Annotated in this window: 14 protein-coding genes; 4 read left to right on the forward strand and 10 right to left on the reverse strand. The window is 36.7% G+C overall.

Features of this window, described 5'->3' with window-relative positions:
• Nucleotides 1-98: 98 nt before the first annotated feature.
• Genes ACGHVY_RS03080 through ACGHVY_RS03090 form a run of 3 tightly spaced genes read left to right on the forward strand, consistent with a single transcriptional unit; the run spans nt 99 to nt 2,003 of the window.
• Complete coding sequence (locus tag ACGHVY_RS03080) at nt 99-467, forward strand: MobC family plasmid mobilization relaxosome protein (RefSeq protein ID WP_195504193.1); 369 nt, start codon at nt 99-101, stop codon at nt 465-467.
• Nucleotides 451-1,350 (forward strand): relaxase/mobilization nuclease domain-containing protein, encoded by a 900-nt coding sequence (locus ACGHVY_RS03085; RefSeq protein ID WP_195504192.1) that lies wholly within the window; start codon nt 451-453, stop codon nt 1,348-1,350. The genes ACGHVY_RS03080 and ACGHVY_RS03085 overlap by 17 nt, the downstream gene beginning before the upstream one ends.
• Nucleotides 1,350-2,003: a hypothetical protein gene (locus tag ACGHVY_RS03090; protein WP_390597050.1), complete on the forward strand. Its 654-nt coding sequence runs from the start codon at nt 1,350-1,352 to the stop codon at nt 2,001-2,003. Before ACGHVY_RS03085 ends, ACGHVY_RS03090 begins: the two co-directional genes overlap by 1 nt.
• A gap of 27 nt (nt 2,004-2,030) precedes the next feature.
• Here ACGHVY_RS03090 and ACGHVY_RS03095 read toward each other — a convergent pair whose 3' ends face one another.
• From ACGHVY_RS03095 to ACGHVY_RS03120, 6 genes are all read right to left on the reverse strand, one after another.
• Nucleotides 2,031-2,546 (reverse strand): very short patch repair endonuclease, encoded by a 516-nt coding sequence (locus tag ACGHVY_RS03095; RefSeq protein WP_195504190.1) that lies wholly within the window; start codon nt 2,544-2,546, stop codon nt 2,031-2,033.
• A gap of 86 nt (nt 2,547-2,632) precedes the next feature.
• The gene (locus ACGHVY_RS03100; protein WP_195504189.1) at nt 2,633-6,211 is read right to left on the reverse strand and encodes a hypothetical protein; all 3,579 of its coding nucleotides are present in this window, start codon (nt 6,209-6,211) and stop codon (nt 2,633-2,635) included.
• A gap of 25 nt (nt 6,212-6,236) precedes the next feature.
• Entirely contained in the window at nt 6,237-8,480 is a 2,244-nt protein-coding gene (locus ACGHVY_RS03105) for an LlaJI family restriction endonuclease (RefSeq protein ID WP_390597053.1), read from the reverse strand.
• Between the two features lie 2 nt (nt 8,481-8,482).
• A complete protein-coding gene (locus ACGHVY_RS03110) occupies nt 8,483-10,327 on the reverse strand; it encodes an McrB family protein (protein WP_390597054.1) in 1,845 nt (614 codons plus the stop codon).
• 7 nt (nt 10,328-10,334) lie between these two features.
• Nucleotides 10,335-11,450 (reverse strand): DNA (cytosine-5-)-methyltransferase, encoded by a 1,116-nt coding sequence (gene dcm / locus ACGHVY_RS03115; RefSeq protein WP_195504187.1) that lies wholly within the window; start codon nt 11,448-11,450, stop codon nt 10,335-10,337.
• A 14-nt stretch (nt 11,451-11,464) separates the two neighbouring features.
• A complete protein-coding gene (locus ACGHVY_RS03120; RefSeq protein ID WP_195504186.1) occupies nt 11,465-11,674 on the reverse strand; it encodes a helix-turn-helix transcriptional regulator in 210 nt (69 codons plus the stop codon).
• 231 nt (nt 11,675-11,905) lie between these two features.
• Between ACGHVY_RS03120 and ACGHVY_RS03125 the strand changes: the two genes are divergently transcribed.
• Complete coding sequence (locus ACGHVY_RS03125; RefSeq protein WP_390597056.1) at nt 11,906-15,907, forward strand: NACHT domain-containing protein; 4,002 nt, start codon at nt 11,906-11,908, stop codon at nt 15,905-15,907.
• A 235-nt stretch (nt 15,908-16,142) separates the two neighbouring features.
• On the opposite strand, the gene ACGHVY_RS03130 is transcribed toward ACGHVY_RS03125, so the two are convergent.
• From ACGHVY_RS03130 to ACGHVY_RS03145, 4 genes are all read right to left on the reverse strand, one after another.
• Nucleotides 16,143-16,967: a hypothetical protein gene (locus ACGHVY_RS03130; RefSeq protein ID WP_195504184.1), complete on the reverse strand. Its 825-nt coding sequence runs from the start codon at nt 16,965-16,967 to the stop codon at nt 16,143-16,145.
• A gap of 10 nt (nt 16,968-16,977) precedes the next feature.
• A complete protein-coding gene (locus ACGHVY_RS03135) occupies nt 16,978-17,682 on the reverse strand; it encodes a hypothetical protein (RefSeq protein WP_390597058.1) in 705 nt (234 codons plus the stop codon).
• 4 nt (nt 17,683-17,686) lie between these two features.
• Nucleotides 17,687-19,240 carry an RNA-binding domain-containing protein gene (locus ACGHVY_RS03140; protein ID WP_390597059.1) on the reverse strand — a complete coding sequence of 518 codons (1,554 nt, stop codon included), beginning with the start codon at nt 19,238-19,240 and terminating at the stop codon, nt 17,687-17,689.
• Nucleotides 19,241-19,685: 445 nt separating this feature from the next.
• Nucleotides 19,686-24,563, reverse strand: a complete 4,878-nt coding sequence (locus ACGHVY_RS03145) for a RecQ family ATP-dependent DNA helicase (RefSeq protein ID WP_390597061.1) — start codon at nt 24,561-24,563, stop codon at nt 19,686-19,688.
• Between the last annotated feature and the right edge of the window lie 7 nt (nt 24,564-24,570).

The raw sequence follows: 24,570 nt of genomic DNA on the forward strand, positions 1-24,570 counted from the left end.
GCAAGTTTGTGTTTTAGTGTCACTAAAACCTATGCGGCAAGCGGATAAACTGTCACTCTCAAAAAATCAATTTATGAACATCGAAAGTTAAGATAAATATGAAGGAGAAGAAACTAGGCGGTCGCCCTAAGTTGGCGAACTATCAGAAACGTACCAAATGTTTTCGGGTAATGTTTACCGAGAACGACTACATTTATATCCAATCCAAAGCGGAACAGGCTGGATTGTCTGTCAATGAATTTTGCCATCAGGCGGCAATGGATTGTCAAGTCTGTCAACGTATCAGTCCGGAAATGGCATCGGCAATCCGTGACCTTTCCGGCATCGCCAACAATGTCAATCAGATTGCCCATCAGATGCACACTTATGGTTTGGAATCAGTCAAACAACAATGCTTTTCAATCATATCAGAAGTCAGTAGAATTATCAACCAAATAAAGAACAATAGCCATGATAGCGAAGATTAAAACAAGAGCAGATTTCGGAGGAATAGTGAATTATGCCAATGACCAAAAGAACAAGAAGAAGTGTGCCACACTTTTAGCATACGAAGGTGTCTGTGCCATCAGCAATAAAACCATAGCTGATTCTTTTCAGATACAAGCGTCCATGCGCCCGAAAGTAAAAAGTCCGGTGAAACACATATCACTTGCTTTTTCTTCGTACGACATTAGCCGTTTCCCTGATAACGAAGAAGGAGATGCGCTGATGGTAGAGATTGCCAAGAAATGGATGGAACAAATGGGTATTCGTAATACTCAATATATCATAGCCCGACATCACGACACGAAACATCCTCATTGTCATTTGGTGTTCAATCGGATAGACAATGAAAGCAATCTCATTTCCGACAGCAATGAAAGAATACGTAATACTAAAGTATGTCGGACTTTGACTAAACAATATGGACTGTACTTTGCTCCTAAAAATAGCAAAGCCAGAAACAAGAGTCGTTTGCGCCCTTATCAATTACGGAAGTATAATCTACGGTCTGCAACTCTTGATGCATTGGCTGTATCTCGCTCATGGAATGATTTTCTTGGCATTCTCAAAGGTCTAGGTATAGATATGCGCTTTAATTGCACAGATAACTCTGATAAAATTCGTGGCATATCATTCTGTCAAAATGAATATAGTATAGCCGGTTCTAAACTTGACCGTGATTTAAGTTTTAACAGTCTTTGTGCTACATTGGGCAATGTGGCAGCGGAACTGATTGTTCAACCTCATCAAGCCATAACTTCCGGTGGAGGCGGAGGAACAAATAATGAACAGGGATGGCGAGACGACAAAGACAAGGATAACCAAAGAAACGAACCTTTTCATAAACCCTCAAAACGTAGAAGATAATGAAAGAAGATGTAGTAGCTGCAAATCTTGCAAATTTGCGTCAAAGTATCAACGAGCTAAAAGAGTGTATTGAAAAACAGAATACTACAGTTCCTAAACCAGAGCAATCTGTAAAAGTGGACTTTGACGAGAAGACCATTTATAATGGAGTCGCCAAAAGTTTCTGTGCCTGCTGGAATGAAGCCTTGTCTGTGGTAAAGCAACATGTCTGGAAACAGCAACCGGACACTTTACCATTTTCACTGTGGTTCTCGAAACTCATTGAATTATTCAAGCAGAAGTCTAAATTTCTTGAATATCTTTATCGGCACGTTTGCGATTACAATCTCAATCGCATGAATATCGAAGCAAATACCGAAAGCATATTAAAACGGCAGGATGAGATATTTGCAAAAATCAATGAGTTGAGAAATCCGGTAACGATTATTCCACCCAATATCAATGGGATGTTTATACGAGGACATCATATCAAACTTCGATATGTTGTGGTCTTTATTGTCGTTATTATGGTGTGGGCTGTTGTAGCATCGGTTAGTAGTGTGAAGTATAAGGAAGAATCCTTTGCACATTATTCGATGTATCGGGCAGTGAAAGAACAGCATCAGTTCTTGATGGAAAAAGCAGGAATAGAGCTAAAAAGAAATATGGAATAGTCATCGGAGAAAATAGGCAACAGCTCTTTATTGTTGCTTATTTCCATAAGTAACTTTTGGTTCTGCAGCCACAAGTGTACTGTCAGTATCAGGCAACTCGTATGTTTTTATTTTCCTGTCTTCAAGAAAAATATGATTCAATGTATAAGCTAACGACTCAAGTGTTTGTATTCGGACTTTTGGTTTTAGTTGGCACTCCCAAATCGTGATACAATGCCAGCCCATAGCAGCAAGCTGGCATTGCTCTTTTTTATCTCGTTCCTTATTCCTTTCTATCTTGTTTGACCAAAAATCTATGTTTGTTTTAGGCAGACGAAAGTATTTGCAATTTTCATGACCATGCCAAAAACAACCATTCACAAAAATGACCGTCCGGTATTTGCGAAGCACCAAATCGGGGTGACCGGGAAGGCGTGGATGATTTAGCCGATAGCGGAAGCCTCGGCTAAAAAGGAATTTCCGCACCAATAATTCAGGCTTTGTATCCTTTCCACGTATAGATGCCATATTATGATGACGTTGTTCTTTGGTCAGTACATCCATTTGTTTATTTCAATAAATGTAATATAAGTTTTGACAATCTTGCTTCATTGTAAGGTATGTATCGTTTATATAACAATAATTCTCTATTACTTTTGAATCTTATGATATACCCGCAATTTATCTTTTTCTTCTCTAAAAGAAGATATAAATCCGACCTTTTGCAACACTTCCAATAATTGCATATTCAAAGCATTATTTGATAATTTCGCTCTCTTTTCATTATCACAAATATCAACATAAATTCCACCTATAGAAGAAAGGAATAGATTAATATTATTATGATTATCAACTCCGTTTCTAATAATAGAAGTTATTAATTGAATTTTTTGGTTCGTATTGCTCGAAATCTTTAACAACCTTGCCAATATCTTGTATTCAACATTCGCTTGTCGTTTTTGTGAGAACACCTCAATCGCTATATCTGCTAGAGACTGAGAATTTTGTAGAATATCATTTGGAATAATGCCTATAATACCAAACTTATTATCTATGGTAAATCGGCCTCTTGTCAGAATTTCGTAGGCACTATTTGCCGTGAAATGATAGTCTAAAGCAAGATTTTCAGCAAATGTGTTAGAATGATATATAATATATTCAACAAAAGCTTCTGTATTATTCATGATAGTAATCGCCGTTTGATTAAATGGTATTCTTCCATGCCTAATAAGAATTTCCAACCGTTCACGTTTGATGTGTTGCAGCCGATCAATCTCCGGAAATTCTCCATTGAAGGATAATAGCAACTTTTGGAAATTCTCCAAATTTAAAACTTCACTACCAAATAATGAAACATATAATTCATCCTTATTACTTAATGTCTCTGGATAGATTTCTTTTGAAAGTTCCTCTGTATAATAGTTTATATACTGATTTAACTCTTCGGACATGCCATTTTTGTATTTGTAATAAAATGACACGTTATTCCATGTCGGCAATATAATTTTAGATATGACAGCTATATCATATACTTCTTTGTTTCCTATTTCTGTGAAACTATCTATATGATTATGCTGACCTGTCAAATAATTGACCTTTACCTTTGAATCAATATGTTCGCTTGTTAGCAAGAATATAAGGCTATCGTAACTTTCATCTTGGTTCTCATCCTTAAAGCATAGGATAGCCGTAAGTATATTTTCTTCCACATGGCTAATAAATGATTTACTATTTGTTGCTTTTATTCTAGTATAATTTAGATTCTTTGCAGATAACGTCTTATCATTTATATGAAGGTGCATTGTGATAAGAAGCATATTATCAAGATTAATTTCGTAACAATTATTTTCGATGACACAATCAAGCAAATCGTCAGAACCATTGCATAAACTTACAAATAGGCTTGTTTTTGCCAGCATCAGCGACTTATCCAAAGTGATGTCCTCGCAATGTTCAGTCAAAAACTTATAATTATCATTAAGCCATTTTTGTTGTGTCTGTTCCAATTTGGGACAAAACTTTAAATAAGCTTCTATGAGAATATCTTTTTCAGTCAGATTGTTCCAACTTGTTATATTATTCCATGAATTTGCATATTCAATGAAATGTCCGAATATTTTTCGTTGTTGCTTGCCTTCATTGTAATATTGAGCCAAGAACTGGAGTGGAGCATGTTCACATTCCAAGCGAAGCATTATATGTTCAAATTTCTCGTTGTGGATTTTATGTAATGCAAGATAATCCAATAAATCTATATTAAGAATGGCATCACTCTCAAACATATAGTCTTTTAATTCCTTGACAAAATTTTCAATTTTATCTATATGGTATTCATAGGGCTGTCCTTCTTCTATTTTCATGGATAGCAAAAGTTCCCTATCTGCCAGCGAAACCATACCTTCATAAAAATACGATATATAGTCGTAGTAATCTTCATTTAAGTAACCTCTTCGTACAAACATATTCATCAGAGGTGTCAAGTTAAGGTTCCTGTATATGTCGGTTTCTCCTAATTTATATTGTTTGATCAAGGCAGCCAGTTTGAAGGATTTGACTTTAACTTTTTCCCTTTGAATTAGCTTACGTTGACTCTTGAAATAAGCCTCTCCTTTTCCCAATATTTCTATCCTTTCGGAAAAATTGACCTCTTTATCTATTTGTTTAAAGTCAACCACTTTTGATGATGTATTTGTTCCATATCCATAACAATATTGATATGTTATCTTGTTTACACTTAACAATTTATTAAAGAGAGTTTCATCGTTTGCTATTTGATTAAGAGAATAATAATTATTTTCAATATGAATAGAGGCTGGGGTTGGTGAGAATTTATTACAAAGATTGAACATAAACAATCTCCTCAAATCAGTTTTACTTAAATTTATATCCTGTTTGAAGATCTGTTCTTTTTTAGACAGAGCGTTTTCTGATTCTTCTATGGCTTTTAAAGCGAGGGATATAAATTGGGGCTTACTGCTGATACACGTATAAATTTTTCCTTCTCTACGATGCAACGAAGCAAAATCCTGAGGATAATAGTTCTTATAAACTATCATTCCCAACAATTTAGTCTTATTGAGCAGAGAATTTTCCTTGCATAGTTTATCACGATATTGTTTGTATTCATTTACAATATTGGTCAAAATACGCATGTCCTGAATGAAAAATGCCATTTCTGACAAATCTTCATCGCTGATGCCATCGTTTCCGCATCCTTTCTTCTCAAGTGCAGATTTGAGCTTATCTTTTGAGTTGGACGGGTTAATTACAGGTATTACCGTTGTTATAAAGTCGAAAAACTTTGTTCTTTCTTCATCTTTAAAAATATCGTCTTTGATGGCATAAATAAAAGTGATATGTCTGCCAACTATTTTGGACTCATTGACAAGCTGGTTCAGCTCACGCAGTTTCAAGAATATATCCGATGTTCCGAATCTATCCAAATCTTCAATAATAACTACATTATAATCAGTTACTTGAAAGAAATACAGAATTTCATCAAGATGTTTGTTAAATATAGAGTTGTCTTCTATAACTTCAATTTCCCCATCTTTCAAGTTTAACTTATTCAGTTTGGAATTGCTATAAGACCTAAAAATATAACGGGCAATCACATATAATACAAACAACAGCCACGCAAAAGCGACAAAATCAAAAATTGTATTCCATGTTTTACCCCAACTGAAGAAATTGTAGATTGAATCCACTCTTACGAAATTCGGTTCAAATAAGATGAGAAAACATACTACTGTGAATACACAACAAAGCGGATATTTTATCAGTTCACGTTTCGTCAGATGTACAATTTTTCTAAAACGAGAATTTGGTACTGTTTTCGTATCTTCTCTATATATGAGTTGTTGCAGAATGCTGTATTCTATTTTACGGTTAAGATTTTCTATACGTTTTTCTTTTTCCGCATCAGTCAATTCGGATGATTTATTCCCCTTTTCATTAGGTTCTTTCTTCTCTGATTTTTTATCCTCTATTTGTTCTTCATTAGCTTGTAAAGTTGCCAAGGAAATAGGCAGAAAGTTATGTTCATTGGCAAAATCTTCCATAAGAGTCATGAGTACAGAGCTTTTCCCAGATCCAAAAGGACCAGTAAGGGCAATGTTTCTTATATGCTCTTTTTCTGCTAAAGTCAGAGCCTCATTTAATTCAATGACTGATTTGTATGAAGCATCTACTTTTGCTAATTTCTTGGGAAGTAATGTGTCAATAGCCATATTCGCCTTATTTTATCTGAATAGATTAAATCCTTTGTTCGTATAATTCCACCATCAAATCATTAGCAATCAACTCTCCCGGCTGCATCTTAATACGATATATAGGAGTGCGACTACTGCCCAATGAAATAAAAGAGGATAGATTCAACTTCAAGCATAGTTTTCCGCTCTTTGTGCCAAAATATACTTTCTCCACTTTATAATAACCATCAATATCTCCGCCAACCATAGGCAAGAAATATCTTATATCCATCACATTGATAGATGTCGGAATTTTTTCCATCGTATAAGTCTTTGCAGTATGACTATAAAAGTCTGCATAATCCGCATCTGTTTTCCGAATTAATCCAGTCAGAATATTCTTTATCTTTGGCTTTGGTAGTTTGTTAAGGGTGCCGACATTGTCTATGCTTTCAATATGGAAATCTGTTTCAAGCTCAAACGGATTGCTGACGTGAAAATGAGTTTGCAAAGTGTCTAAAAGTTCTTTGCTTTGTGCCGTCTCCCTCTCCATTGTTGCAGATTTGATTTTGAGAGATTTCCATATATCTGATTCCTCGGCCTTCATTAAGGCAAGAATCAGATAATTACAATCAGCCTTCGGACGATACAATTTACCATTCAACTGCTGGAAATTGTCTTGGATAAACTGGCGACAATCCTTTCCTTCGCGTGGTTGGAGAGTCCTGAACGTATATAAACGGTTTAAGGTTTCTTGAATTTTATTTCTAAATTCCTTACGTATATATTCTCTCCATGCCGATTGTGCACTCTTGTTATTACGACCATATAATGATACAATGTATAAAAAGTTTACATCGTAGTGGCACAATAACAATGTATCTCTGTCAAACAAGCGGTTTTCAAATTGACGGTTCAGCTGTACTCCACCGTCCTGTGCTTTCAATTCTTTGTCATCGAATGAAAGAAATTTACTACCGCCTGTCTTCTTGTTAGGAATCCGAGCACTGATAAAGAAGTTGGGAATGGGATTATATCCTTCGGTTAATGAATCTCTTAACTGAGGATGTTCTCCGTTTCCTTCTCCGTCCAAAAACAGGTTTATATTCCATTGGATGACATTTTTGGCGTATGTATATTGTTTGTAAATGGATTTGTCGCCAAGTTGTGTCCTGTCATTCTTGGAGCGTTTGTAATACTTGCTGTCTCCAATGTAATAAGTGAGTTCGGAAGTCAAATCGGACTGTTTGATAAGCCCTTGTCCTATAAACATGTGGTCAACCAACTTGCCGTCTCTTTGCTCGGTGAGTTCTTTCGGTAAATTTTGTTTGTCATCGCCACTTACCAGAGCGTCTATCATGACTTCAAAGATTTGCTCGAAATCTTTCGCCAGCAAAAAGTCTTCCGCCTGCCTGTTCATTGCAATCTTATACTCCCTGTCAAAGAATGCATAGCACAAATCCCATATTCTCAGATCTTTGTCCGAGAAATATTTGTACTTGATTTGTTTCAATCTTCGGCATCCGAAATTCCTCTCTATATAAACTTTCTTCAACTTGTCATAGTTGATAAGCGGATATTGAACATTGATTTCAAAGGAGAAACCATGTGTTTCACGGATGTAATTCAATATCGAGAAGTATATGACAAGCAGTTCTTCGTCAAAGTTCACCATTTTCTTCCTGTTCACTGGCTCGATGTAAACAGGGCTTCCGTTTTGAATTACTGCCTGCGATGAAGTAATGGTCTTGTTCCAGTTGATTTTGTTATAACCGGAATGCACATTTTTAGCCACGAATGTAAAATAGTCCTGATTGTTTCTATTGAAATCTCTTAGTGCTATTATTACGTCAAGTAAAGTGTTATGCTTCTGTTTTCGCCCTCTGCTTTCGGACTGATATTCCTTGCTTTCAAGTATATTGTCGTTGTGACTCTGTTTATATACACTTATCGTCCGGTATATCCAAATCGAAAGTGTAGATAGAAATTCCTTGTATTCCTTACAACCTTCTTCCGTAAACTTAGCTTTTACTGTATTGGACTCAAAGTCTATTATTTCCTGTGGCGATGCACCAAATATCGTATCATCACCACGTTCCTCGTTTGTTTCACCTGTCAGTACGACTTTGGGCAAGAAGAAAATAACATCTTTTGCCGCCTTGCTATAGCAATACCCGACATACTCAAAGGCGTATCTGGCTTCCTTTACAGGAACAGACACAACATCTTTGAGTATTTCTCTGATTGTCAGGTTGTCCTTGACAATATCGTTCAGATTATATGGGTATCCTTCAATAAACAGCAGCATATTTATAATTCTTGAATATTAATTCCCCATTCTGGTTTGGATTGAATTATGGATAGAAAATTCGAAAAGCCCTTACGATTTTTACCATCTCCTACTTGTGTGGAAACGTGTAAAGATTCGTTGTTAGATAATCTAATTTCTTTGGATCTTTCCGCTGCTTTTGGGTCACGCGAATCTTTTATACGTTTTTCCCTATCTTCATCTGTTTCTACGATATGAGGAATTATGAAATTTGCAGCCTTCCAAGTATCTCGTATTTGAGCCGCTGTCTCTTGTTGATGATTATCGCAATAAATTTTGACGGCGCGTTTTACTAATGCACCTTTTCTCCAGACTTTACCATTTTCATCTGTTTCCTCACCATTGATGGAATATCGAATTGTAGACGGGAGTTCGTCATCACCTTCTGATGTATCATCATAATTTTCCAGTTCATCCCTGTCTATTGGTTTTAATCCAAGCTTATCCATCATTGAAATAATGAGTTGCTTGCAGTCTTCATCATACAATTTAGAGAAAGAGAAATCCGTGTCTATGGGAAATATGTCGGCATCACCATCTTTACAGACATCATTCCACAGATAAAACAATATTTTGTTTCTGAACAAATTAAAGGATATAACTTTTGTGGGTGGATTTATAAAATAATCCCCCATCATCTTATCCTCGGAACCTGTATCTTTTAAAATATGCTTATTGACTTCTTTTTGGAAATCGCTCCATCTATATTCCGTTCCATCAATATCAATTACCCAATCTGTGTTTTTATACTTAATCGGCTCATACTCCCAATCCCAACGACGTTTGAATGCGCTGTCGATAGGAAAGAGCGATTGATCGGAGGTGTTCATCGTAGCATATATATACAGATTTGCTGGCAGGCAAAGTTCCCCGTCTTTTATTCCGAGATTGTCTTCACCAAGTTCTTCTTTCAAATAAGCCTTCAAATCTGCATCTGCCTTAATGGTATATTCAGAGACTCCGTTTTCGTCCCTGTCAAGGAGTTGGAACAAGTCTCCGATTTGGGCACAATTACCTCGGTTGATTTCTTCTATAATTAGATATACATTTTCATTCGGTTTTCTGTATGCCTGCATATAGGCATTAAGAAACGCCTGAGGAATGAATTTGTATGTAATAATCTCCTCTGATAAATCCACTTCGTCTCTCAATCTGACAGTTTCCTTACCAAACAGTCCATATAAAGGACGTTCACTTTTTGTAGGTTTGTATGCTCCAACAAAAGTTGAATAATCACTATCGGGATGGAATGTCGTTCTAAAGATATTTTCTTTTGCAACCCCTTTAAGTTGTTCCTTTATTTTATGGGATTTCCCAGTTCCTGGAGCTCCATAGAAAATTTGCTGACGGCTAGTACTATCACAAGACTGATGCGGTTTTATGACAGAAGGTCTAAAGCTATCTGCTACATTCTCCAACTCATCTATTGTTGTTTCTAATGCTTCTTTTTCAAGACAGATCTTTACATCAGAATCAACAGAGTCTAGCATTGGTTGGTTTGCCCATATTATTACCTTACTCAATGTTGAGAACAATGGTTTTGTCTGAACCGTAGAATTAGCATTTGCGACAGGATCCGAGAAGTATGCAGATCCATTATTTCTCCAAGATGTCTCATCGTATTCGGTCAAGCCCTTAAAAGACTCCAAATTAACCAATATATCCTTCAAAGTTTGAAGAATATTATCTAATCCTATTTGAAAGAACTTGGTGCCGCCACGTCTGCCTGAGTTGCTGAAAGTAATAAAACCGCCTCTCCCGCTCAGTGTCGCCTTAAAGTCACTATTGCAGGATGCTTCATTTAAAAATGAGAATAAATCTTTCATAATCCGATTACATCAATTGTTTAACTATTTCTTCAGCCAACCTTTTGATAACAGGAATAGCGACACTGTTTCCAAATTGCCGGTAGGCCTCTTTGCGTGATACTACTATCTTAAATTCGATATTGGAATCATTATAATTATGGTTCTTCGCACACTCCGGTTTTTCCCATCCATTACCAATAATACGATATCCTTGTAATCGCCCAGCCTCCACAGGAGTTAATACACGGGGATTAAGTCCTTTTTCAGATTGATCGATAAGTATTTCACTACCATCTTTCCAATACCTTGCTGAAATGGTACTTGTATATGTGCTATCAGCATTGAATAATGAATAGCCAAATCCTTTCCCGTTTTGTATGTTTCGCTCTTTTCGTTTTTGATGACCTTCCCACATCTTGTCACTGATGGTGTATTGAGAATCCATTGTTTCCTCCGGCTCGAAAATATCAGATACTTTGGTTGATAGTGTTCCATCTTTCAACTTTTTTTTATCATATATAGTAGAACCATCTTCTGCAATTCCATATGGAAATTTAAACTCGTTGACATTTATCAGTTTCTTATACCATGCTATAATAAATAAACGTTCTCGATTTTGCGGTACTCCGAAATACTTTGCGTTAAGTACATCGAAAGAATAATCATACCCCAATTCTTCAAGTGTAGCTAGTATAACTTTGAGGGTATTCCCTTTATCATGTGTCTTCAACCCACGAACATTTTCTAGAAACAACACTTTAGGAGGACAACCTGCGTTGATCTTCTCTTTGATAATGTTGGCTATACTAAAGAATAAAGTCCCTCTTGTATCTTCAAAACCTCTTCTCAGACCTGCTACAGAAAAGGGTTGGCAAGGAAAACCACCACAACAAATATCAAAATCAGGAATCTTGCTTGGGATTGCATTATTGATATCTTCATTAAAATACAGATACTTTCCGTCCCTGTCTTTTTTAAAGAGTTTTGGTTCAATATCTTTGTAGTTGGCTTCGTATGACAAACGGGCATTCTTATCCAATTCACTTGCAAAAACACATTTGCCACCAACATAATGCATTGCAATATGAAAACCACCAATGCCTGCAAACAAGTCTATAAATGTATATTTCTTCTTTGCCATTTTTTTCTTTTCACTTATTCTACAATTTCATACAAATCTTTCAAATCACACTGCAGCACCTGTGAAATCTCTATTAATTGCGGTGCACTTGGTTGTGTGGTATTGGTACACCATCGGCTTATTGTCATTTTTGACACACCAAGTTGTTCTGCTAAGTGAGTCTTTGTAACCATTTTATCTGCTAGAATCACACGAATTCTGTTTTTATATACTTTCTTTTCCATTGAAAAATATTATGCATATTTGTGCAAAGATACACATTTTTGTGTAATTGTCCATATGAAATACACCAATAAATACCACATATTAAAAAAATGCTTCTATATTGTTTATTCTTCCTTTAATCTTATTCTAATGATTCTATTTCATATCAAAATTACAAATAAGTTCAATTTTATAGCTATTTATGATTGCCAAACTATAAAAAGAGTTATCTTTGTGATAAATAATTGGTTATGACAATAGACAATAATACGGATAGAAAGGACTTTTCTATCGAATATATCGTACCACAGATAGTGAAATATCAAAATATTGATGATTTGTTAGAGAATAAAAATAACACCCGATCATTTTTTGATACAAATGAGTATCTGTCAATAGATAATGTGCTACAAGAACATTTCGCTTGTATAGTCGGTGAACCGGGGATTGGTAAAACCCGACTTGTTGAAGAGATCAGAAAACTAACTTCAACAAAACACGTATATTATACAGCATCTAAATTTGACACAAACACCGAGAATGTTTCTGCCGATAAAGAATATTGTATAATAGATGCTTTAGATGAAGTTGACGGAAGCCTGTTTTGTCGTGTTTTACTATCAATTGGACAATATAAAAATGAGCATCCAAATGTTAAAGTGTTGTTTACTTGCAGAAAACACTATGTTGCATCTTATGCAAGTCATTTTGCTGCTTGCAATAATTTAAGATTCATAGAATTGTTCAGGTTAAGTGGAACAGATGTTGATGAATTCGTAGATAAAACATCTGAAACAACCAAGAAAAATGTATCTAAAAGTTCCAAATTAAAAGAGCTTCTATCCATTCCTCGATATTTAGTATTTCTATTGGAACGCGAAAATAAGCAAGGAGTATGCTCGAATATCAGTGAACTTTTTGAGTATATAATAGAACGTTCAATACAAACTGCAATAGAAAATAGTCAGATAAAGAATGAGAACATTAAGATTCTCATACAACGTGTTTTGGAAAAAGTGGCTTTCATTATGGAAATAAGCCGTAAAGACAATATTACGAAAGATGAGTTATATTCGGTTTTAGATGGGATAAAAGGAAATATGGCGCAGATGCTCATCTCCAATCTAGACTTGCTCTTCTTTGAAAATCGAATATTGAAAGAAACAAATGGAGTATTGCAGTTTGAAAATACAGAACTACAAGAATATCTTGCAGCTAAAGAACTATGCAGGCAGGACAATATAGAAAGTGTACTCTACGATGTTGCTGTTCAGCAAAAATTGAAACATATCTACCCTAACTGGTATGATGTGATTCCTCATATATCATATACAGAAGATAGAGTTAACACTTTTATCAATGTACTTAAACTCATTGTGTCATATGAATCAAATCTTGAAAACGAGGCCTTTGTATCGCTTTTGAGATATGTTGATACATCAGTCCTTTCACTTCATCAAAAAGAGGATCTGTTCTCAATTGTTTTTGATCATTATCTGCGTGTACCTGCATACATTATGTGGAGAGGTTCTATATCAGAATTATTGCAGGAGTGCTATACATTAAGTTGCGATATAAAAATGATATTTCCATCAGACAGACTCAATAAGATACAATTATCTAATATATATGTCATTCTTGATGCACTTGTCGAAGAAGAAAAATTAAGTGAATGTGTTTTGGTTCATTGGACAAACGCTGCAAAAGACTTAATGGCAACTGACGATAATGAAAAAAAACTTGTAGCTTTAAACTTGTATAGTGCGCTTAAATGTACAGATGAACTTATACAATTGTCAGAATATTATAACGGATTTACCAAAGAGCTAAAAGAAAAATATTGTGAGGTAACTGGCTATAAGCAATTTGTAGACAAGAATGTTGTAAATTGTTGGCTGGATGGCTGCTATGAAAGTAATCCATACGCTATAAATGCAGTTTTATGTATAAAAAATACAACCACTATAATTTACGCATATAATAAAATTATAAATAATGGTAAGCTCCAAGAATTTTTCAATCCTAAAGGAGCGTTATTTGTACATTATGAGTTATACCTGAAAACCCAATTTGAAACAATTTGGGCTAAAGATTCTGAAAGTAAAAAGATTATAACAAAAATCATTGCGAGTTTTATGGAAAATCATTCGTATGCTACTCACAATGATATTAATACTATAGTCAAACAAATACTACTTGAAGAGACTACAGGAGTATTGTTTATTAAATGTTTTAGTGATAGCTGGGATTTAGAAAAATTGTTTAGGAATTTTGATGCCGAACTTGTTGATTCTGAGCTTTTATCTTCTGTAGAAAAGTTGCTAAAAGAAACAAGTATTGAGGATTGGAATGTAAATGAGATTCTCATTTCTCTTGTCGGCAAAATAAGGAATGATGAAGCGAAAAGGTCTTCTATAGCAGAGTATATATCACGTTATACCGAAACATTTGAGCGTTGGAATAAAGCATCCCAAAAAGCAGAAGACGAAAAAGTAAATTCACATGATCAACAACTTATAAAGGCTTATGAAATCCTTTCAGATTCAAAAGTCTCAAATTCTTATAAATATGAAGCAGCGTTAGAGTTGTCACAAAACATTGATTTCGTACAACGACAAGATTTCACTCAGCCTTTGGTTAATGTTATAGCAATATTTTTCGATGAGATTGATTTGGATAAAATGATATTAGAAAAGACATCAGAAAATTCTTTTAGTGTGTCTAAGTCGTTAATGAAGATACCATATTATGTGAAGGCCATATGCCAGTTAGGTGTTCCTGATTCGTTGAAAAGCTATAGGAATATTTTAGCTAAAACCCTGCCAATAGTTTGCTGTACAACGAGTCTTGATGCTCACGAAATAATAGGAATTTATAGGTCTGTCATTGGGAGCTTTAGTGAAAAGGAAAAGGCTGAACTTGTGGAATGGTGGGCATCAAGAAAAGATGATTTTATGAACATTAGCTCTGAAGATGTCTTTACTTGCATTACTGATTATGGTATTGACGAACTGTCATATAAGTTGGAAGAATATATAGAACAATATATCGCATATAAAGACCTTAACCATAGTATTGCGGCATCCAAGGCCTTAGAGATTATATCAAAAGGGTATTGTAACTGGGATATACATAAATATAAGACTTTGTTCGATGAACTTAAGGACGATAGCATTACAAGCATAAAAATGCAGTGTAATGCTATAATGATTGAAAAGTTTCAAGATCCCGATGCAATAACATGGAGAATTGAATATCTCAAAAGAAATGTTGTACAATCTCTTAACAATGACACAGGTCATGCACGTGCGATTTCATATGAAGAATCTGAAGTGATAAGTCCAAATCCGCGTATGTTCAGATGCTTTATGCCTATTATCGGAAATGAAGTATTAGAAAAACAATTACTTGAATTATTCGATTTTGGTCTATCCTTAACCATAAAGAAAGAGACCCAAGAATATGCCAGCTATATCCTTTGCCAGACATACTTTTTCTTTATAAATACCAATAATATTCATTACATTTCAGAATTAAGAAAAAGTATTGAAGCTTTTAATACTAAAAATGTTAGTTATCTTGCAAATAACATCATGAATAGTTTCGAAATTACATTCCTGATAAATGAAAAAGCTAATATTGGTAAAGCAATTAAGCAATATAACAAATGTATTGAAGAGTCATATTTGGAAATTCGGAATGATGGTGATCTTAGACGCTATTTTACCTATATACATTCTAAAGTTCAAAAAGAAATACAGGATCAAGGTATATATTCTTTAGTCAGACAAGAAGCTTTAAGTGAAGATTTTATTCAGAGAGAATTGAAAAATACTATTATAAACAAGTGTTGTCAAATGGGGCTGGACGCAATTGGGATAGACAGAGAAGTTACTCTGCAAGATAACAAACGTACAGACCTTCTAATTAGATATGGCTTATGTAATCCTATTATGGTAGAACTTAAGCTGCTTCATAATAAGGAAATTCAAAACAAAAATAAACGTAAGGAATATAAGAACAAGTTTGTCCAATACACTAATGCTACCAATGCTTGTTTGTCTGTATTCTGGATATTTGATGTTCATAGGAAAGGTTGTGACTCCTCAAGTTTCAAAGCTCTAGAAGCTGAATACAAAGACCTTAATAATACCTTAGTCTTGTATACTGATTGTAAATGTAGTAGTGGGGTTGAAACCGGCTTACCTAAATCAAAAACTCCCCAAGCTACTCGTAAAAAAAATAAAAGGTAAAAAATAAAATTTATCGACTGAGGTAATAAAAATTATGTCCCATATTACAATGAGCCTATTAGAATAGATTTAGGAGAGGAAAAAGTTCCCCTCCTAAAGTCTAAAATGCACGAAGTGTTTTTTATAGACAATCTGTCAGCCAAATCTTCTATATCTTTTTAACTTCACATAAATTTTTTATTTAAGCCTTCAATACAAGTCATCTGAATAAATACTCATACGATATTTCCATTGCTTAATTATTTACTTTGTACCAACAATTGGCAGATACTTTTATTGGTTCATCAAGGGTGATAATAGCTTTACGCAAACTGTCTGTACAGTACATGAGTTCCGTCATATTCTCTTGAAGATAAAAGTTCCCGAAGATACTATCACATTGGGCACAACCGAACGAAGGATATGCTTCTCCAATCGTCTTACTATATCTTGGCTTTATTTCGCCCATAATGAATGTTTCAGACGGATGCTCATGCATATACTTCTTAAGCCCTTTGATGATAGAAGGATTGAATGTGATGTCTTCATCCATCATTAAATGCTGTCCATTGATCACAATTCCTTCTTTCGAGAAAAGACGGTTTGCAAAGTAGACATCATTCTCCCTATGACATTTCCAACATTCATTTTTATAAAAGCACAATTCTATTTTGTTTATTTCAGCTTGCTCTGCAAACTTAATCTTACCATCAATAAGAAGATGAAGGAATGTGGGTAATTCAAGTCGATTATTGGAATTATCATCAAACATTGAATTGAGACAAACAAACTCCTTATCTGTTTGGAATATAAGATTAAAGCATGGCAGACTCTGTTTTTGATAAGACGAGTTTGCTGCTGGCAATAACAGCCAACATCCGCAAACACGTTCTTTACGCATAGCTTTGTATGTGGCTGTTACATTGCGAGGACATTTGCACACGTTGAAAGCCACTTTGTATGTATCATGTTCAACAACGACATCTGCATTCCATGTGGCAGACTTTACTTTGGTTATATAGTTTAGACCCATGTCTTTACAAACGTCAAGTATTGTTGATATGATTATTTCTTTTTCCATAATCGTTATTTTACTTATTTTCTTTCTCCCTTTTCTCTTTTACTCTTTCCAATCCCGGCATCTTCTTAGCCAATGCACTTTCTCCGGCAGGAAAATAGAGAGGAAACACTTTATATAAGAAACCTGCAATGTCACTGCGCTTCTTGCCCATATTGAAAAATATAGAGCATACAAAGTACATAAGTTCTTGTTGACTGCACTCGTCTTTGGGCTGTATGCTTATTGATGGAGCAACAATCAAATCATGTTCGGCAAATGATAGCGCACTTGCAAGAATGGCTTTCTGTTCTTCCTCAGTGAACACTTTTATTTTCCCTGCAAACCATTCAAGTTCTTCTTGCTGAAGTGCTTGTTGCTTTTCATTCTGATGTTCCAATAGGATTGCTACATTTTCTTGTTGCTTTTCTGTCAAGGCGTTTTCCAATGCTTGATTCTTTCGTTTAAGGACATTGAATTTCAGCAATGCGGCAATGTACATACAGAAATAACCTACTGCAATATCGAATATCAGGACAAGCAGATAATTGCTGTTTGAGTTTTTGGTATTCTCAGCCATATACTCACTGATAGGAATAACGGCTAATAGCATGATGATGGCTATTGCATAAAGCACTCTGTATCGCGTTTTATGGTTTACCTGCGGTAAGGAAGCAAACAAAAAGGCGATAATCAAGACAGCAATTATTGCACAAAGTGGAATGAAAGATGTTCCCATAGGTTTATTGCTCAGTTTGAGGGTTAACAATAATGCGCCAATAGCCAGCTTTATCAGAACCTTCATGAGCCAAAATCTCCATATCCCTAAGGCTTTTGATGTTTTTCTCTATTGCACGTTTAGTTACACCAATCTTATTAGCCATATTATCGGCTGTGATTGATGGGTCAGAAATAACGAGGTCAATTATTTTTTGTGCAGTTTTACTGACCTTCTTCAGTGTTTTCGATGTATCTCCGAACCTATTTGCATTTACACCGAACTTTTTCACCGAACCTTTTTCGTTTACACCGAACTTTTCTGCATTTACACCGAACTTTTCGACCGAATATTCTTCGTTTACAGGGTACTTTTTGAGGGTACTATTTACCCTGTTGGCTACCTCTTCCACAGGAATTCTTCCGTTCTCGTCCCAGTTCAGGTTATAGAACGTGGTATAGAAAGAAGTCGCTTCCGTTTGATATTGCGGTTCTTTTCCTTGCAGGAAGTTAGGCAGTTTCTCTGTAAGTTCTCGCATTTTGCGTAAGCCAGAACCACGTTTCTCCATATAGTCCAACTGTGTGAACACATCTGCAATGACGGGATTGCGACGCATGGAAGGCACTTTGTATATATCTCGGTCTTGAATCTGCGTACCGTCAAGCATAGCGCCCGGTGATACTAGTTCTACGCGGTCATCATAAATGTCGATATGTACTTCACCACCCATCACGGTATAATCTCTATGGATAAGATGGTTTACCAACCCTTCAAAGATAGCACGGTCGGAATAGTCGGGGAGGTTCAGACGATAGTTCGGCATCTTCACCCATCCACTCATGGTATAATTCTTGATGAAGTCCATGCCGTATTTCAAAAGCAATACAAGGTTAGCCCGATGTTCTACGGAACTGATGGCATCATCTTTATAAAGTCCTGTCCAACGGGTACAGAAGATACGCGATTGGAATACGGTGCAATTATCCACAAACAGCAATCCAGCATTGGTCAGTTTACCGTCAGGAGTAACCAGACCGAATGATTCCAAAAACTTGTCATTCCATTCCTGATGGGTTTGTTCACGGAAAGTATTGGCGAGAATAATAAAAGAGTGCTTGCTGGCATCCACTTGTGTAGGCAGTGAATCCCATGTCATGTGCGTACCCTTTAATACCAACGAAAGAAGTTGTTGTGAATTACACTCCACGCTTTCATTGCCAACCCGTACATACGCGGTACGTGTTCCGTCTTGATAATAGTAATAAGGTGTAAGCGTTCCAGCCTTTACTTTCACTTCAAGCAAGGAGTGTCCTTCATGTGCTATCGGGATAAGTTGTATTTCCGGTACTGGGTCAAGTCTTGCCTTGATGGTTTCGCTGATAAAGTCTGCATCAGATTGTGGGTTCTCTAAACCTACAATCACTCCATCGTCGTTCACTCCATAGAACAAGCTGCCGCCATCCGTATTGGCAAAAGCCGATACGGATTTAAGCCATGACTTCACTTTCTTACGTTCCAGCATTTCCTTGAAATCGTAAGCTGAGCATTCCGCTATCAATGTATTGTTTTGAATTTGCATCGTTTCCTTCTAATTGTTAGGGTACAACTCCCCAATATTATGTACAAAGATAAGGATAAAAGTGGAGATTCTGTTAAAATTGACACAGACTTTTGATTTTTATGCGTTTACATCTCTTTATTTATGAATAAAAATCGTACTTTTGCAGTCAAGAGCTGTGGTTGCTTATGGATGCTTATTTTCGGATTTGCGATATAATTGCAACACGTGTACGCAAGTTGCTCATACAGAGATACTGTTGATTTTGAGGAGGTCAAATGATTTCGATAAGGAAACAGATAATAAACAATAAGCAAAAGCGTGCAGCTCAATGAGTTGCACGCTTTTGCGTTTACATTTATTTGCGATTTTTTTTAACCTGCACTCACTCCATTATCGTTTACTTTGTAGAACAAGCCCCGTTTAATTACGAAAAAAGACTTTCATGTATTTCATGCATTTTGAATTACAAGGAAAGAATCAAATCAGCTAGCAGGACAGCTGTTTCCGGTTCGTTTTTCGGTGCCTCTTTTGGTTTCCATGCTACAACGAATCGAACAGAGGCGGATTTCACGTTATAACCTTTTTCTTGCCATTCTGATAATGTGGTTTGCATATTTTGTGACAACTTTGCTATCGGTTTATTGGTCAAGGCGTTATATAAAATAAAATTATTGTAATTTAAAGAATCTCCCCCTTTTAATGCCAATACCTCATGCTTAAGTTCTTTGAAAAATCCCAGATTGACATCTTTGTGAGAGAGTTGCAGGACTATTTCTTCAGGCATTGCATACTCTTTTTGACTGATATTATATTGGTCTACACTTAAGTGATTAAAGCAATCGCCATTTGTATGCACAAACAGACGATTTTTTGCACGCGTCATTCCCACATAGTACCGACGCATCAAATGGGCATCTTTCAAATAATTGTCAGAAATGAGCATATATACGTCGTCAAATTCTCTGCCCTTAGCTTTATGAATAGTCGATACCACAACATCTGTACCTGAAACATCACAGAAATCTTCCACTGATGACTCAAATACAAACTCTTTGAAATCACTAAAATATTTTGCTTTGTTGGTCTGTTCAAACAGTTGCACACAACGTTTTATGTATGTCAGGCTTTGACTTCTATCATAAGTGGAAAAGGTTGCATGTTTGGCATCTTCCCATAAATCTTCCGGAATTAGGGGTGTCTTCATTCGTTTGTCTATATACCTCAAGAAATACCTCATCTCAGCCATGTTCCAAAAAAGGAAACCATCCATAGATTGTATTAACTTGCTGTTTATGCCATGTTTTCGTAAGAGAGCTACAAGGATTACAGCTTCTTCGTTTGTCTGGGTGAGCACACATGAAGTGCTGCCGTCCTTCCGATAGTGAATTAATTCCTCAACGAGCGGTTGATACATATACTTTGATTGATGGCGTGTCACCTCAACCCAACCATCTTCTTTTCTCATTGAGATAATTGGCGTACTTTTCATCCTTTTACTGATACTCCGTACAAACTCATTGGCGAAATTAACCGGATGGTGTGTACTGCGATAATTTTCAGTCATCTCAATGAACTTGCTTCCGGATTCCTGTGTCAGTTGGTACATATATTGAGAATCAGACCCACGGAAATTATAGATGTTTTGGTCATCATCGCCTACTGCTATCACACGCATCTCCTCATTTTTAGTCATAAGAGCCTTTACAAGTGCATGTTCTTCAACCCCCATATCCTGAGCCTCGTCTATGACCAGTACTGTTTTGCCGATTTTGTTAGGCTCCACTTCTCCTTGGTCGATCATTTCGGCTGCCTTTGAAACAACATTCTTGGCGGCCTCAAGATTACCTATCCGCCCCAAAAGGTCAAAGCAATAGGAGTGAAATGTCTTTATCTCGACAAAGTGGGCGGCATTGCCTATCAGTTCCATGAGTCTTTGTTTGAATTCCGTAGCGGCTGCTCTTGAAAACGTTAACATCAGAAGTTGCTCGTGTTTTACATCTTCGAGTAGTAGAAGAGATGCAAGTTTATGTACCAGTACTCGTGTTTTTCCGCTGCCGGGACCTGCTGCGACAACGATGCAACGTGAATCCTTGTCGGAAATAATCTCCATTTGGCATTTGGACAACTGACCAAATAATTGTTTGTATTTCTGTGGTGTCAAGTTACGCTGTATTTCACTGGCTCTTTCTTCTTTGAAGTATTTTGTGACGAACTTCTTATAGTCCATTTGAAAATAATCTTGGACATATTGTAAAGCTGCATTATAATCCTTTACCATCAAATTGGCATATTCGCCCACGATATGAACTTGCTGGATTTTCTGCTTGTAGAATTCATTAAGCATCCGGTAGTCATCCTGCTTATATCTCGATTTATTGTCTTTTATTCTTTGTATATTCATTGCGTTATAAAGAACCAAAAAACCGCCTTCGAGTTTGAGTGCTCCGATTTTCGACAGATATAGAAGTGCTTCTTCCACCTCTTCCAATTGTAGATTGTCAAATCTGTTAAAAAGGGATTGAGGGCTTGATTTTATTTGATTTAGAAGTTCTACCACAGAAAATTGAACAGCTTTGTTTTCTGAAGTTCCCTTTTCCGTATCAGTTGCTAGCCTGTATAGCCATTCCACAGTAAAACGGCTTATTTCCAATCGTCTTTCAAAACGCTTGATAGTTGATTCCGAATCTGCCTGACGGCTGATTTCCATATTGTGGCCCGCATCCTCTTTCTTGCGAATATATCCTTTGACGGTGAGGAAGTAGAGTAGTGTCCGGATATCTTTTTCATTGGAGGCATTGACTCCATCGTTTACAGCATTGTCATTTAGTTGCTTGCATGATATCCGCAAAGATTCGTCAGGTATGTGGCTGAGGATATATTGCTCAAGTTTCGCAAAACGTTCGAGGAGTGTCCGCGATTTTCGTTCCGAGTCACCGACATCCAGCAGATAGGCAGATATGTCTTTACTGTCTGCCAATATGCCTTCCTGCCTCATTCGCTCTACGGCAGATATGACTTCACGCTTACTTATTCCTAATATATCTGCCAGATAATCAATTCGTGACTCAGCTTCTGAATTTTGAGCTTTAGTAATATGCTTCTGCGAAATCAGTGATTTGATGATTCGGACAGCCTTCTCTATTTCATCGTTGCCAAATAACAGTGACGCTGATATGCGTTCTCTTGCTTCATCCATGTTTTTTACTGTGATACCTGTAGCATATACATGAGGTACATTGTTTCCTCTTACCAGATATCCACTTTGTTCCAGAGCAGCCAAAGCCGTCCGCACACGTGTTTCAATATCGGACACCGAATCGTCCCAGCCTGCTTGCCGGGCAATTTCCAATGCAGAACAACTGACTTTCATGCGTTGCCTGGTAAGGTCTTTTATCGCTTTCCATACCTGTTGGATTTCGCTGATGCTTAGCTTTGTCTGGTTCAACAATATAAAATGCTTGTCCAAGTCATTGTCACTATAAAGGACATAGCAACGTGCATTGAGGTTAGGATCACGACCTGCTCTGCCTGCTTCCTGAACATAATTTTCCAGTGAGTCGGAAATGTCGTAATGTACCACAAGACCGACATCTTTCTTGTCGACTCCCATGCCGAAAGCTGACGTTGCCACGATGATGCGTACCTGGTCATTCATGAATGCATCTTGGTTCACAATCTTTTCATCAGCTTCCATCTTGCCATTGAAAGGTAATGCCTTATAACCGTCACGGGTCAATTTGGCTGCCAGTTCTTTTGTACGTTTAGTGCGTGATACGTAAACAATTGTCGGGCAATCGGATTCAGCCACGAGGCCTCTCAGTTTTAAGTATTTATCATTGTCATTTTCGGCATGTACGACAGAATAACGCAGATTTGTTCTTGAAGCCGTTGATGCAAACAACTCCAAGTCTAAATTCAATGTCTGTTTGAAATAGTCACAAATATCTTGCACTACTTTCTGTTTTGCCGTAGCAGTGAAGCAAGATACAGGTATCGGATTCTTGCATCTTTTCTTTTGTTGGTATTCCCGGATGAATTTACCTATGTAAAGATAATCAACCCTGAAATCTTGTCCCCATGAAGAAAAGCAGTGTGCTTCGTCTATCACAAATCTCACGATATGGCGTGCCGTCAAAATTTTCTCGATGGTTTTTGAGCGGAGCATTTCAGGAGATATATATAAAAGTGAGGCTTCTCCGTCTTGTACTCTTTGTATTGACAGCGCTCTTGTGATTGGGTCTAACAGGCCATTGATGGTTACGGCATCAGTAATACCTCTATCAGCAAGATTGTCTACCTGATCTTTCATTAGTGATTGCAATGGAGAAATGACAACTGTAAGTCCATGCACGGAACGGCCTGCCATAAGTGCAGGTAATTGGAAAGTAAGCGATTTTCCACCACCGGTAGGGAATATTGCCAATAATGACTTGCCTTTTACCGCTGCTTGGGCGGCTTGTTCTTGAAGCGGTTCACCTTCATAGGTACGGAAGTGCTCATATCCGAAGAAAGCTTTTAAGTTATGGAGTACGTCCAGTCGGGTATTGCAGTAAACGCAGCTTTCGTTACAACTGGTATGACGCAGAAGTTTCACAACAAATTCCACTTCCGGATAATTGTGCAGTACCCATCCGGGAGTAATGGAGCGATGGTCGGTAGTATCTATTAGAGCCAGTGCATATGCCAATTCGCATGGATGCTGTTTGATTAGCGTATTAAGATCAGCATGTTGGCAGATTTTTCCCACATAAAGATTCCTTATGAGTTCGGGTATCCCTTCATTGACAGATTTTGCCCCCACCATACTGAGAAATCCTTCAAACTCTTTTTGGTCTTTTAGCAATGATGCAAATAGCTTGCGCTTTTCGTCCGGCAACGAATGCCAGCGTGCTATTTCGTCAAGTAGCAAGTCTTTTGCTTTTTCGCAGTCGTTCACCGGGTTATTCATCTGCTCACTTATCAGTTTGTCATCTTTCATAAGCCTATGGTAAGGGCGTTCTGGAAACAGTAGAGGCGAAATATAAAGTGTATCGACTAAAATCCAGCGGTATGTTTTGTCAGGGAACAGATATTTGGCATCATGATGAATGATATTGTGCCCGCAGATGTAGTCTGTGTCGCTGAGAAATTCAAACAGTTCCTCTTTTGAAGTTTTATGATATGTTGCGCCGTCATGGCGGAGTGCTCCGATATCATGAATTTTACGATCTTTCAACCCAATCTCAACATCTACTATGGCATAGCGTGGGGCATCATATGGTACAGATGTATTTTTATTACTGATGACATTATTAGTGTCCTCAGTTTTCCTGATTCCTATGAGTCGGCTCCATATTGACATACGTTCA

The sequence above is a fragment of the Bacteroides sp. f07 genome (genome assembly GCF_042854785.1).
Classification (GTDB): Bacteria; Bacteroidota; Bacteroidia; order Bacteroidales; family Bacteroidaceae; genus Bacteroides.